Source organism: Variovorax pasteuri, assembly GCF_051216435.1.
Lineage (GTDB): Bacteria > Pseudomonadota > Gammaproteobacteria > Burkholderiales > Burkholderiaceae_C > Variovorax.
This window is the reverse complement of the sequence record NZ_JBPJZS010000001.1, coordinates 533,060-545,906: the sequence shown is the minus strand read 5'-3', so window position 1 is coordinate 545,906 and position 12,847 is coordinate 533,060. Positions and strand designations below refer to the sequence as shown.

At 67.9% G+C, this 12,847-nt stretch carries 14 protein-coding genes; 5 read left to right on the top strand and 9 right to left on the bottom strand.

Annotation, left to right across the window (positions count from 1 at the left end):
- Positions 1-117: 117 nt before the first annotated feature.
- A complete protein-coding gene (locus tag ACSFBM_RS02505) occupies positions 118-1,134 on the top strand; it encodes an AraC family transcriptional regulator (protein WP_435482986.1) in 1,017 nt (338 codons plus the stop codon).
- 15 nt (positions 1,135-1,149) lie between these two features.
- On the opposite strand, the gene ACSFBM_RS02500 is transcribed toward ACSFBM_RS02505, so the two are convergent.
- Both ACSFBM_RS02500 and ACSFBM_RS02495 read right to left on the bottom strand, forming a co-directional pair.
- Positions 1,150-2,025: an alpha/beta fold hydrolase gene (locus ACSFBM_RS02500; RefSeq protein WP_435482985.1), complete on the bottom strand. Its 876-nt coding sequence runs from the start codon at positions 2,023-2,025 to the stop codon at positions 1,150-1,152.
- Positions 2,026-2,094: 69 nt separating this feature from the next.
- Positions 2,095-2,655: a nucleoside 2-deoxyribosyltransferase gene (locus ACSFBM_RS02495; protein WP_435482984.1), complete on the bottom strand. Its 561-nt coding sequence runs from the start codon at positions 2,653-2,655 to the stop codon at positions 2,095-2,097.
- A 258-nt stretch (positions 2,656-2,913) separates the two neighbouring features.
- Between ACSFBM_RS02495 and ACSFBM_RS02490 the strand changes: the two genes are divergently transcribed.
- Entirely contained in the window at positions 2,914-3,672 is a 759-nt protein-coding gene (locus ACSFBM_RS02490; protein ID WP_435482983.1) for an SDR family oxidoreductase, read from the top strand.
- Here ACSFBM_RS02490 and cynS read toward each other — a convergent pair.
- The 7 genes from cynS to ACSFBM_RS02455 form a co-directional block, all read right to left on the bottom strand.
- Complete coding sequence (gene cynS, locus ACSFBM_RS02485; protein WP_047784436.1) at positions 3,666-4,109, bottom strand: cyanase; 444 nt, start codon at positions 4,107-4,109, stop codon at positions 3,666-3,668. The two genes, ACSFBM_RS02490 and cynS, sit on opposite strands and share 7 nt — an antisense overlap.
- A gap of 48 nt (positions 4,110-4,157) precedes the next feature.
- A complete protein-coding gene (locus ACSFBM_RS02480; RefSeq protein WP_435482982.1) occupies positions 4,158-4,997 on the bottom strand; it encodes an ABC transporter ATP-binding protein in 840 nt (279 codons plus the stop codon).
- Positions 4,998-5,028: 31 nt separating this feature from the next.
- Complete coding sequence (ntrB, locus tag ACSFBM_RS02475) at positions 5,029-5,898, bottom strand: nitrate ABC transporter permease (protein WP_435482981.1); 870 nt, start codon at positions 5,896-5,898, stop codon at positions 5,029-5,031.
- 3 nt (positions 5,899-5,901) lie between these two features.
- Complete coding sequence (locus tag ACSFBM_RS02470; RefSeq protein WP_435482980.1) at positions 5,902-7,254, bottom strand: CmpA/NrtA family ABC transporter substrate-binding protein; 1,353 nt, start codon at positions 7,252-7,254, stop codon at positions 5,902-5,904.
- A gap of 158 nt (positions 7,255-7,412) precedes the next feature.
- Positions 7,413-8,081, bottom strand: a complete 669-nt coding sequence (locus ACSFBM_RS02465; RefSeq protein ID WP_435482979.1) for a response regulator transcription factor — start codon at positions 8,079-8,081, stop codon at positions 7,413-7,415.
- A gap of 1 nt (position 8,082) precedes the next feature.
- Complete coding sequence (locus ACSFBM_RS02460; RefSeq protein ID WP_435482978.1) at positions 8,083-9,270, bottom strand: sensor histidine kinase; 1,188 nt, start codon at positions 9,268-9,270, stop codon at positions 8,083-8,085.
- Between the two features lie 158 nt (positions 9,271-9,428).
- Positions 9,429-9,851 carry a nuclear transport factor 2 family protein gene (locus ACSFBM_RS02455; RefSeq protein ID WP_435482977.1) on the bottom strand — a complete coding sequence of 141 codons (423 nt, stop codon included), beginning with the start codon at positions 9,849-9,851 and terminating at the stop codon, positions 9,429-9,431.
- Positions 9,852-9,938: 87 nt separating this feature from the next.
- Here ACSFBM_RS02455 and ACSFBM_RS02450 point away from each other — a divergent pair, with 87 nt between their 5' ends.
- The 3 genes from ACSFBM_RS02450 (at position 9,939) to ACSFBM_RS02440 (ending at position 12,798) form a co-directional block, all read left to right on the top strand.
- Entirely contained in the window at positions 9,939-10,553 is a 615-nt protein-coding gene (locus ACSFBM_RS02450; RefSeq protein ID WP_435482976.1) for a TetR/AcrR family transcriptional regulator, read from the top strand.
- Between the two features lie 66 nt (positions 10,554-10,619).
- Positions 10,620-11,504, top strand: a complete 885-nt coding sequence (locus ACSFBM_RS02445; RefSeq protein WP_435482975.1) for a LysR substrate-binding domain-containing protein — start codon at positions 10,620-10,622, stop codon at positions 11,502-11,504.
- Between the two features lie 136 nt (positions 11,505-11,640).
- On the top strand, positions 11,641-12,798 hold the full coding sequence (locus ACSFBM_RS02440) for an alpha-hydroxy acid oxidase (RefSeq protein ID WP_435482974.1): 1,158 nt from the start codon (positions 11,641-11,643) through the stop codon (positions 12,796-12,798).
- Positions 12,799-12,847: the final 49 nt, after the last annotated feature.

The following is a 12,847-nucleotide window of genomic DNA, read 5'->3' as shown; positions in this document are numbered from 1 at the left end:
GGCTTGACCGTGCGTCTCAGTTTTTGCGAGAATCCGGCTGTTTTGCAGCATTTGTTGGCACTTTTTCCTTATTTTTAGGTTTTAAAAACGGGCTCACCCCCCGTTTTCCAAGCACCTGTGATCGGCCTGCGTCACCTCGCACCCGGCGTCCGTTCTTCCCTGCAGAACGGCCTTCCCCACAGTCATTTCAACGTGCTGGAAGAGCCGCCGGCGCGCCAGTTGCAGGCATGGCGGGAGCGCGTGGGGCATGTCATCGACGTGCAGCCCGCGGCGGGCGGCATCGGCCGGCCGTTTCACGCGGCCATCGACCGCTACGACATCGGCGACATCACCTTCACCGACTGCCGTTCCGACGCCATGCAGCTCGAACGCTCGCTGGCACGCATCTCCACCGACAACGTGCGCAACTACGCCCTGCATGTGTTCCTGGAGGGCGACGTCGAAGGCGTGAGCGTGCGCTCGTCGGCACAACCCAGGACCGCCCCACGGTCGGCCAAGGTGCTGGCGCTCGACATGGGCCAGCCGGTGCGCATGCAGCGCAACACCTGCCGCGTGCTGACCTTCTTCGTGCCCGGTGCGCTGGTGGAAGAGGTCTTTCCCGACCCCGCGGCCCTTCACTGCCGGGCGATGTCCGTCGACACACCCATTGCGCGGCTGGCCCTGGCGCAGGTCGAGGCGCTGGGCCGCGACATCGCCCACATGAGCGCGCCCGTGGCACAAAGCGCCGTGCGTGCCAGCGCACAACTGCTGCTGGCCGGCTTCGGCAAGGAGGCACGCCTGAGCGGCGGTGCGCGCGCGGCCGCCCGCGCGGCCATGTTCGGCCAGGTGCGCCGCTATGTTCAGGCCAACCTGCACCGCAGCGAGCTCTCCCCGGAGCAGGTGCTCGCCACGCTGCACCTGCCGCGGCCCACGCTGTACCGCATGTTCCAGCACGAAGGCGGCCTGGGCGCGTACATCCGCCACCTGCGGCTGCGCCATGCGGCCGACGACCTGGTGCGCTGCCCGCACCTGATGGTGACCGACGTGGCCTACGGCGTCGGGTTCAAGAGCCCGTCGGACTTCACGCGGGCGTTTCGCAGGGCGTACGGCATGTCGCCGCAGGAGTTCAGGGCCTCCTCGGGCAAGGCGGCGTAGGCAGCTGCGGCGCGCTCAGCGCTGCTGGTCGACCACCCGCGCAATCCACGCCAGCAGCACCGCCTCGACCTCTTCGCGATTGACCTCGTTCAGCGTCTCGTGGCGCGCGCCGCCGAACACGTGGCACGACACGTCGCGCAGCCCCGCCGCGCGGTAGCGCTGCACCAGCGGATAGAACCATTCGGCCTTGTTGCTGACCGGGTCCTCGTCGCCCACGAACAGGTACAGCGGCAGCTCGGGGCGGATGTGCCGGCGCATCGCCTCGGGCGCCAGGTCGGCCAGGTTCGCGAACATCGAGCCCATGCCCTCGGCCGACACGGTGAACCCGCACAGCGGATCGGCGATGTACGCGTCGACCTGCGCCGGGTCGCGGCTGAGCCAGTCGAAGGGCGTGCGCACATCGGGCAATGCGGCGTTCATGTCTTCCAGCTTGAAGCCGGACTGCAGCGCGGCGCCCAGCAGGTCGAGCGCCGTGGTGCCCGAGAGCACCGCGCCCGACAGCAGCTCGCTGTGCTTGACCAGGTAGTACTGCGTGGCGAACGAGCCCATGCTGTGGCCGAGCAGGACCAGCGGCAGGCCCGGATGCACGCCGCGCACATGGCGGCTGAGCAGCGCCATGTCGTCGACCAGCCCGGCGAAACCGCGCGGACCGAACTCGCCCAGTTCGCCGCGCGCCGAGGCGCCCTTGCCGTGGCCGCGGTGCTCGTTCGAATAGACGACACAGCCGGCCTCCACCAGCGCATGCGCCAGGCGCCGATAGCGCAGCGAATGCTCGCCCATGCCGTGCGCCAGCTGGATGACGGCGCGCTGCGTTGCGCCCTGCCAGCGATGGACCTCCACCGTGACGCCGTCGTTGGCGGTCAGGTCGAAGTGCGTCTCGGTGATTGGCATGCGGTGCTCCAGTGGTCCGGTTGAAAAAAGGGGGACTGCCATCCTAGGCGGTGGCGGCTGGGACGGGCATCAGGGGTTTCCAGCTTTAGACGCGCGACCGGCCGCGAGCACTTCGGCCATCTTGCGCAAGGCCGCCTCCGGCGTCGGCTCGATGTGGATCGAGCAGGCCAGCATGAGGTTCAGTTGCTGGCCGAAGTCTTCGACGGCGATGCCGGTGGCGCTTTCGCGCAGCACGCCGCTGGCGTCTTTCTGGCATGGCAATGCGGCCTGCGCGCGCTCCGCATAGCTGCCCTCGGGCACGCCGTAGGCCACGACGGGAATCCCCAGCGCCACCGCCGCACCCACCTCGAACACCGTGCCCGAATCGGGCTCCAGGCCGCGGAAGCATGCGAGGTTGGCGACGACGCCGTCGGCGCCGCGAAGGCGCTGCATGTTGGCGACGTAGATCTGCTTTTCCGGTGCTTCGGTGGTCAGGCCTTCGTTGCCGTCGGCCGGCAGCAGCGCGGCGAGGCCGAGCGCGTCGCAAGCGGCGGCGAGCCGCACGAAGTGGTCCCTGGCATCGGGGCGGAAGACATCGGGGCCCGCCAGGTAGATCCACGGGCGCTGGGGTGTTGCGAGGGTTTCGGCCATCGACAGAGCATCTTCGATTTTCGGAACCGGCTCAACCTGAACCGGCCGCTGGCGAATCGGGCAAGAAATGCAAACGAACGGGTGACCACCCGCCTGATCGGTGCGACCGGGCCGCTTCGTGTTTTGCAGGATCAGGCAAAAACCGAGTTCGATTCGGATACCGCCTCCGGCCCCTGCCGCGAGACACTTCTTTCCATGCCCGGTTCACCCTCTTCTGCGTGGACCCTACTGCAACCGACCCGCACGAGGAGTTTTCAAATGAGCGCAATCCAGGAAAAAGTCGTACTCATCACCGGCGCGAGCAGCGGTATCGGCGAAGCGACCGCGCGGCTGCTGGCGCGGCGTGGCGCCAAGGTGGTGCTCGGTGCGCGGCGCACCGAGCGCCTGGCGGCACTCGTGGCCGAAATCGAGGCCACGGGCGGCACCGCGAGCTTCCAGCGGCTCGACGTGACGCACCGGCCCGACATGGAGGCCTTTGCCGAGTTCGCCCTCGACACGCACGAGCAGATCGACGTGCTGGTGAACGCCGCGGGCGTGATGCCGATGTCGCCGCTGTGGAACCGCAAGATCGAGGAGTGGGAACTCATGATCGACGTGAACCTGCGCGGCGTGCTGCTGGGCATCGCGGCCGTGCTGCCGGCGATGCAGGAACAAGGCTGGGGCCACATCGTGAACGTGGCGCCGGTGGCGATGCAGGGCGTGTCGCCCAGCTCGGCCGTGTACCACGGCACGCAGTACGCGGTGAATGCCATCTCCGAGGGGCTGCGCCAGGAGCATGCGGGCCGCCTGCACGTGACGGTGGTCAGCCCCGACGTGAACGGCCCGAGCGATCCGCTGGCCGAGCGCATCGCGGCCAGCTATTGCCGCGAGCGCATGCGCACCAACCGGCGCATCGCGGTGCCGGTGGATGCGGTGGCCCGGTCGATTGCCGGGGCCATCGAGGGCTACGGCATCACGGCCGGCACGATGCGCCCGCCGGCCAGGCACCGGCCGCATCCGGCCGAGTACGTTCAGTAGGTCTTGTAGGGCAGGAACTTGCCCGACAGCACCACGTTGACGCGGTCGCCCTTGGGGTCGGCCTGGCGCTGGATGTCCATGCTGAAGTCGATGGCGCTCATGATGCCGTCGCCGAACTCTTCGTGGATCAGTTCCTTGATGGTGGTGCCGTACACGCTCACCACCTCGTACCAGCGGTAGATGAGCGGGTCGGTCGGCACCGGCGTGGGCAGCGAGCCCTTGTAGGGCACCACTTGCAGCCACTTCTGCTCTTCGACCGTGAGGCCGAAGATCTTGCCGATGACCTTGGCCTGCTTGTCGTCGAGCGTCATCTGGCCGAGGCAGGCGGCGGTGGTCCACTCCTTCGAAAGGCCGACCTTCTTGGCCACGTCGGCCCACTGGATGCCCTTGCTCACCTTGACGGTGATGATCTTCTCGGTGACGTCGTTGCGATTCATGCGGGTTTGCTCCTGATGGAATTGAAAGATGGAAAGAGAACGCGGGAGTCACGACGCCTTCGCGCGCGTGACGAGGAAATCGACGATGTGGTTGCGCAGCGCGTAGTAGCCGTCCAGGTGGTGCAGCGACGCGCGCGTGCGTTCGCGCGGCAGCGGGTTGACCACGGTCTCGACGATGTTGCCGGCGCGGTAGCCGCCGCCGGGCTGCTCGGCGCCGTTGGTCATCAGCAGGATGCGGTCGGCCAGCAGGATGGCCTCGTCCACGTCGTGCGTGATCATGAACACGGTCTGCTGCGTCTGGCGCACGATGGCCATGAGCTCGTCCTGGATGGTGCCGCGCGTGAGCGCATCGAGCGCGCCGAAGGGCTCGTCGAGCAACAGCATCTTGGGCTGGATGGCAAAGGCGCGCGCAATGCCCACGCGCTGCTTCATGCCACCCGACAGCTGCGAGGGCTTCTTGTCGATGGCGCCCTGCAGGCCCACCATGGCCACGAAGCGCTCCACCTGCGCATCGACCTGCGCGGCCGACCACTCGGGCCAGCGCGAGACCACCGCAAAGGCGATGTTCCTGCGCACGGTGAGCCAGGGCATGAGCGCATGGCTTTGAAATACCACGCCGCGTTCCAGGCTGGGGCCGGCCACCTCGCGCCCGTCCATGAAGACATGGCCCGCGCTGGCCTGGTCGAGGCCCGCCAGCACGTTCAGGATGGTGGTCTTGCCGCAGCCCGAGTGGCCGATGATGCAGACGAACTCGCCGCGGTCGATGGTGAACGACACGTCGGCGAACACCGGTCGCGCCGGCACGAAGGCCTTGGCCAGGCCCTCGATGCGCAGAAAGCCGCGCAGGCCCGCAACGTCCAGCGGCGTGGGAGGAACGAGTGAGGTCATGGCAACGCCCGGGTCGGGAAGATGGACGCGGTCACTCCACATAGGTCACCTTGCGCTGCAGGCCGGCAAAGGCCTGGTCGAGCAGCATGCCCACGACGCCGATCAGCAGGATGGCGAAGATCACGTTGGTGAGCGAGAGGTTGTTCCACTCGTTCCACACGAAGTAGCCGATGCCCGTGCCGCCCACCAGCATCTCGGCCGCCACGATGACCAGCCACGCAATGCTCATGCTGATGCGCATGCCGGTGAGGATGGTGGGCGCCGCCGCCGGCAGGATCACGCGCAGCGCACGGCGCAGCGGCTTGACTTCGAGCGTGCTGGCCACGTTGAGCCATTCGCGCTTGACCGAGGCCACGCCGAAGGCGGTGTTCAGCAGCATCGGCCACACCGAGCAGATGAAGATCACGAAGATGCCGCTGGCCGACGAATCCTTGATGGTGTAGAGCGCCAGCGGCATCCACGCCAGCGGCGAGATGGGCTTGAGCACCTGGATGAACGGATCGAAGGCCTTGTGCAGCAGCGGCGACATGCCGATGACGAATCCCAGCGGCACCGCCACCAGGCAGGCCAGCGCAAAGCCCAGCCCCACGCGCGCCAGCGAGTAGGCCAGCTGGATGGCGATGCCCTTGTCGTTGGGCCCGTTGTCGTAGAACGGGTTCGACAGGTGCGCCCATGCGGTGGCGCCCATCTCGGCGGGTGTGGGAAAGCCCGAACTCTTCACCTGGCCTTGCGTCGGGTCCTTGCCCAGCATCTTCTGGTATTCGATCTGCTCGGCGGTCATGCCGGCCGCCGCAGAGACATCGGTGCTGGGCATGGTCGCCAGCTGCCACACGCCGAGCAGCAGCAGGAACATCAGCAGCGACACCAGCGCCGCCTTGAAGGTGATGGCTTTCTTCGGCATGGCTCAGGCCATCTTCGCGATGGCGAAGCTCTTGACGTAGTCGTCGGGCTTGGACGGATCGAACACCTTGCCCATGATGGTGAACTTGGGGTACGCGCCGTCGGGCACGGCCTGGCCGAGTTCCTTCATGCGCTTCTTGGCGTCGGTGAGCAGGAACACCTTTTCGGCGATCTGCTTGTAGTTGATGTCGCCCTTCACGTAGCCCCAGCGCTTCATCTGCGTGAGCATCCACACGGCCATCGACTGCCAGGGAATGGGGTCGAAGTCGGCGCGGTCGGGCACGGTGCGGATGTTGCCCAGGCCGTCGGCGAACTTGCCGGTGAGCACCTGGTTGAGCACCACCTCCGGCTGGTTCAGGTACTGCGCGGGCGCGATCACCTTGGCGATGAGCTCGCGGTTCTTCGGGTCGCGCGCCATGGCCGAGGCGGTGAGCACCGAGCGCACCAGCGCTGCGAAGGTATTGGGGTTCTTCTCGATGAACTCGGTGGAGGTGCCGAAGGCGCAGCACGGGTGGCCGTCCCACAGGTCCTTGGTCAGCAGGTGGATGAAGCCGATTTCCTCGAACACGGCGCGCTGGTTGAACGGGTCGGGGCCCAGGTAGCCGTCGATGTTGCCGGCGCGCAGGTTGGCCACCATCTCGGGCGGCGGCACCACGCGGATCTGGATGTCGGTGTCGGGGTTCAGGCCCGCCTCGGCCACGTAGTAGCGCAGCAGGAAGTTGTGCATGCTGTACTCGAAGGGCACGGCGAACTTCAGGCCCTTCCACATCTTCGGGTCGCGCTTGTCCTTGTGCTTGTTGGCCAGGGTGATGGCCTGGCCGTTGGTGTTCTGGATGGTCGCGACGTTCATGGGCACGGCGTTGGAGCCCGCGCCCATCGAGATGGCCAGCGGCATGGGCGACAGGAAGTGCGTGGCGTCGTACTCCTTGTTGAGCATCTTGTCGCGAATGAGCGCCCAGCCCGCCGTCTTGACCACCTCCACGTCGAGGCCCTGCTTGGCATAGAAGCCCAGCGGGTGCGCCATGATGAGCGGCGTGGCGCAGGTGATGGGAATGAAGCCGATCTTCAGCTTCGTCTTCTCCAGCGGCGCCTTCTCCTGCGCCATGGCCTGCAGCGCGCCCAGCGGCATGACCGAGGCGATGGCGGCGCGCGCGGTGTTCGCGCCCACGGCCCGCAGGAAGCCGCGGCGCACGCTGTCGACGGGGAACAGCGCCTTCATGAGGCTGGCCTCGAGCTTGTCTTCCGGCAACACGCCCGAGCTGCCCGCACCATGCACGCGCCCGCAGGCGCAGCGCATTTTCAGAGGCCGGTCGGCATCGTAGGGATCGCAGGCGGTCGGTTCGTGCGGGCTGGACATGGTGGTGCACCTCGTTGGAAAGATGCAGCCACCGTTGCAAGCGCCGGGCCGGAATTGCCGCGCACCGGCCGTTCGGCGCGTTGCGGCTTCAGATCGTGCCGCCGATGTCGAGGCCTTGTAGGGCTGGCACTACAAGCCGGGGCATGCGCGCCGGGTTTTCAGCCGGCTGCGCCCTGCTTGCCGTGGCGTTCGGCATACAGGGCCAGTTCGACGTCGTTCTTGGTGCCGGTCTTTTCAAGGATGCGTGCACGGTAGGTGCTGACGGTGTTGGGCGCCAGGCCCAGTTGCGCACCGATTTCGCTCACGCTGTGCCCGGCGCTGAGCAGGCGGTACACCTGGTGCTCGCGGTGCGAGAGCACTTCGGCGCCCTGCCCCGCGCCCCGGCCGACGGCGGTGGCCAGCGCCTCGGCCGTGGCCGCCGACACATACAGCCCGCCGGCCGCCACCTTGCGCACCGCCCCGACCATGTCGTCGGCATCGGCGCTCTTGTTCAGGTAGCCCGAGGCGCCGAGCTTGATGCAGCGCACGGCGTACTGTTTCTCGGGGTAGGTGCTGAGCATGAGCACCGGGAGCGTGGGCCACTGCTTGCGCAGCGCCTGCAGCACGTCGAGCCCGTCGCGCTCGGGCAGCGCGATGTCGAGCAGCACCACGTCGAGGCCTTCGGGGCCGCCGAGCGCCTGCACGGCCTCCAGCACTTCGGGGCCGGTCTGCGCTTCGGCGCGCACGGCCATGGCGGGCAGGCCGTTGGAGAGGTCGCCGAGCATCTGCTTGAGGCCCTCGCGCACGATGCGGTGGTCGTCGCCTATGAGTACGCGGATGTCGCTCATTTCAATGCGCCGTTTCCAGCGGCAGGTGCAGGCAGAAGGTGCTCCCCTCGCCGACATGGCTTTCGATGTCGATGCGCCCGCCGAAGTGGCGCGCCCGCTCCCGCATGCCGAGCACGCCGTAGGAGGTGGCGGCCTCGAAGGCCTGCGCCGGCGCCCCGACGCCGTCGTCGCGCACGCTGAGGCTCAGCTGCCCTTCTTCGACGCCGATGCGGATGCCGAGGCTGCGCGCCCTGGCATGGCGACCGACATTGCTCAGCATCTCCTGGAAGATCCGGAACACCGCGATGGCCGCGGCCTCGGGTAGTTCCACGCCCGCCGGTACGTCGAAGCGCCAGTCGAGCGCGAGCTCGGCCGTCTGCACGAACTCGTGCGCCTGCCACTCGAGCGCGGCCCACAGGCCCTGGTGGTCGAGGATGCTGGGGCGCAGGTCGGTGATGATGCGGCCCACGTTGTCGACCGCGCGCTCGATCAGCTGGCTCATGTTGCCGCACTTGCAGCGCATCTGTTCGCGCATGGCCTGCGCCGCGTCGGGCGCGCGCTCCTGCTGCTCGCCCAGGCGCTTGCCGATCCAGTTGACGTCCATCTTCAGCGCCACCAGCAGGCTGCCGAGCTCGTCGTGCACCTCGCGCGCGATGCGGGTGCGCTCGTCTTCGCGCACCTTGTCGAGCCACGCGGACAGTTCGCGCAGTTGCACCAGCGCGTCGCTGAGCTCGCGGGTGCGCTCCTGCACGCGCAGGCCGAGTTCGTCCTTGGCCTGCTGCAGCGCCTCGGCCTGGCGGCGGCGCTCGGTGATGTCGACGAAGGTGATGACGGCGCCGCGCACCTGCGCGCCGTCCATGATCGGGTGGCTCGAATACTCGACCGCGAAGGCGCTGCCGTCGCGGCGCCAGAACACCTCGGTGTCGATGCGGCACGGCAGGCCGCGGCGGAAGGCGTTGAAGATGGGGCAGTCGGTGTCGGCGTAGTGCGAGCCGTCGGGGTGCGAGTGGTGCGTGAGCTCGTGCATGTTGGAGCCGAGCACGTCGCGCGCCTCGTGGCCCAGCATCTGGGCGCCGGCCCGGTTGATGAACATGCAGTGGCCGTCGAGGTCGATGCCGAAGATGCCCTCGCCCGTCGACTCCAGCAACAGGCCGAGCTGGTGCTGCCAGAGCGGGTGGCTGGCGGTCGGGTCGAGTACGGGCGTCTCCATGCACCAAAAGCAAGCAACAGCCGTGCCCGATGTCTTGCTCCCTCCCCCTCTGGGGGAGGGCCGGGGTGGGGGCACGCGGCCTTCGAGAAAGCATTGCGCCTGTGCGAAGGCCTGCCCCCATCCCGACCTTCCCCCAGCGGGGGAAGGAGCAAGACCGCTCAGCGCTCCCAGCGGAACTTGCGGTCTGCCTCGGCGATGGGCTGGTCGTTGATGCTCGCGTAGCGCCGCTGCATCAGCCCGTTCTCCGCGAACTCCCAGTTCTCGTTGCCATGGCTGCGAAACCACTGCCCTGCGGCGTCGTGCCATTCGTACTCGAAGCGCACGGCGATGCGGTTGTCCATGAAGGCCCACAGCTGCTTCTTCAGCCGGTAGTCGTGCTCGCGCTCCCACTTGCGCGTGAGGAACTCCACCACCTGCTCGCGCCCGTTGACGAAGTCGGCGCGGTTGCGCCATTCGGTGTCGGGCGTGTAGGCCAGGCTCACGCGCACCGGGTCGCGCGTGTTCCAGGCATCTTCGGCGGCCTGGACTTTCCTGGTGGCGGTCTCGAGGGTGAAGGGCGGCAGCGGCGGGCGGGATTCCATGAGCGTCTTTCGATGAAGAAGTGAAGAGGGGATGCGCCGCAATGTGCCACACGTAGACAGACCTGTCTACATGCCTACAATCGCCGCATGGACATCTCCACCATCGCCTCGCTCCCCGCGCGCGAGCGCATCCTGCTCACCGCGCACGACCTCTTCTATGCCGACGGCATCCGCGCCACCGGCATCGACCGCGTGATTGCCGCAGCGGGCGTCACCAAGGTCACCTTCTACCGGCACTTCTCCTCGAAGGACGACCTGGTGCGCGAGTTTCTCGATCACCGGCACACGCGGTGGATGGCCTGGTTCGTCGATGCGCTGGGCCGGCGCGGCGCGCACGAGCGCGCGGACGATGCCGATGCGCTGCTGTTGCTGGCCGACGTGATGGTCGAATGGTTCGCCGACCCGGTTTTTCGCGGCTGCGCCTTCATCAACGCAACGGCCGAAGTGGGCGGCAGCGTGGAAGGCGCCCTGCAGCGCGCGCGCGAACACAAGCGCGAGATGGTCGAAGTCATTGCGGGCCTGCTGCCCGCACGGCTGCCGGGACGCATGGCGCTCGCACAGGCGGCAGGGCTCGGTGTCGACGGCGCCATCGTCAAGGCCCAGATGGGCGACGCGGCCGAGGCGCGCGAGGCCGTCGACGACCTGCGGCGGCTGCTCGAAGCGCTGGTCGCAGTTGCCGATGCTTCACGACCATCGCCGTGACGGCCACGCAAGGGCAACCGACAGCGTTTCGCTAACATCCCCTCTCACTCCCCCAACCCACAACCGATGGCTTTCACGCGTCTCCCCTCGACCCAGGGCCTGCAGGCCTTCGAGGCCGTCGCACGGCTGCGCAGCGTGAACCTGGCCGCCGAGGAGCTCAGCGTCACGCCCAGCGCGGTGAGCCACCGCATCCGCCAGCTCGAGCTGCTGCTGGGCCTGAAGTTCTTCACGGGCAGCGACTTCGGCCTGAGCGCCGACGGCATGACCTACCTGGCGCGCGTGCGCGAGGCCATTGCGGCGCTGCAGCAGGTGCCCGGGCGCGAACCCGCCTCGCAGGTGCGGCGGCTGCGCGTGGCCGTCACGCCCACCTTCTCGCGCCAGATGCTGCTGCCGCGGCTCGCGCAGTTTCGCGATGCGTATCCGAACATCGAACTGATGCTGCAGGTGACCGCGCCGGTGCGCAATACCACGGTGGAAGAGGCCGACATCGAGCTGCGCTTCGGCACCGGGCCGTTCCACGACCGGGAGTCTTTCCAATTGCTGGCCGACGAGGTGTCCCCGGTGTGCAGCCCCGCATACCTGAAGCGCCACGGCCCCTTCGACGGCTTCGCGACCGATGCCGAGGTGTCGCGCGCGCAGCTGCTGCGCACGCCGCTGGAGTCGTGGCGCACCTGGTTCAAGGCCTGCGGCGTGGGCCTGCCCGAGCCGGCCACGGGCCACCAGTTCAACGACCTGGGGCTGGCGCTGGACGCGGCGGCCGAAGACTTCGGCGTGGTGCTGATGCACCTGCGACTGGGCAGTGCCTGGCTGGACAGCGGCCGGCTGGTGCGGCTGTCGGCGCGCAGCGTGCCTTCGCCGAACGCCTACTTCCTGTGCTGGCGCCCGGGCGCGATGGAGCGCTGGGAGTGCGCGACCTTCGTGGAGTGGCTGCGACAAGCGCTGCGGGACTGAGTCAGCGGGATGATCCGGGGCGACTGAATTTATTTCAGTTGCGGGGCCGGCTTTTTTCAGATGCCCCCCAAGAGTGCCTGCCGATAATGGCCGGTTCGCCCCCGCCTTCCCACAAAGACCAGCCAGGAGACAGCCCGTGTCCGACCTTTCCAAGATCACCAGCATCGAAGACCTGCGGGTGATCGCCAAGCGCCGCGTGCCCAAGATGTTCTACGACTACGCCGACTCCGGCGCATGGACCGAGGGCACCTACCGCGCCAACGAGAGCGACTTTCAGAAGATCAAGCTGCGCCAGCGCGTGGCCGTGAACATGGAAGGCCGCTCGCTGCGCACCACCATGGTCGGCCAGGAGGCCGCCATGCCCGTGGCCATTGCGCCCACCGGCCTCACCGGCATGCAGCACGCCGACGGCGAGATCCTCGGCGCCCGCGCGGCCAAGGCCTTCGGCATTCCGTTCACGCTGTCGACCATGAGCATCTGCTCGCTCGAAGACATTGCCGAGCACACCGGCCGCCATCCGTTCTGGTTCCAGCTCTACGTCATGAAGGACCGCGACTTCATCGAGCGCCTGATCGAACGCGCCCGCGCCGCCAACGTGACGGCGCTGCAGCTCACGCTGGACCTGCAGATCCTGGGCCAGCGCCACAAGGACATCAAGAACGGCCTCACCGCGCCGCCCAAGCCCACGATCAAGAACCTGATCAACCTGGCCACCAAGCCGCGCTGGTGCATGGGCATGCTGGGCACCAAGCGCCGCACCTTCGGCAACATCGCGGGCCACGCCAAGGGCGTGAAAGACCTGTCGTCGCTGTCGTCGTGGACCGCCGAGCAGTTCGACCCCGCGCTGAGCTGGGCCGACGTGGAATGGATCAAGAAGCTCTGGGGCGGCAAGCTCATCCTGAAGGGCGTCATGGACGTGGAAGACGCGCGGCTTGCAGCCTCCAGCGGCGCCGATGCGCTCATCGTGTCGAACCACGGCGGGCGCCAGCTCGACGGCGCGCCCTCCTCCATCGCGGCCCTGCCCGCCATCGTCGACGCGGTGGGCACCGAGATCGAGGTGTGGATGGACGGCGGCATCCGCAGCGGGCAGGACGTGCTCAAGGCACGCGCCCTGGGCGCGCGCGGCACCCTGATCGGGCGCAGCTTCCTGTACGGACTGGGCGCACATGGCCAGGAAGGCGTGACGCGCGCGCTGGAGATCATTCGCAAGGAGCTGGACATCACCATGGCCTTCTGCGGCCGCACGAACATCGACGACGTCGATTCGAGCATCCTGCTGCCGGGCACGTTCTGACGGCACCTGCTCTGGCAGGCCCGCGAAGGCCATTTCGGGGGTAGGCCGA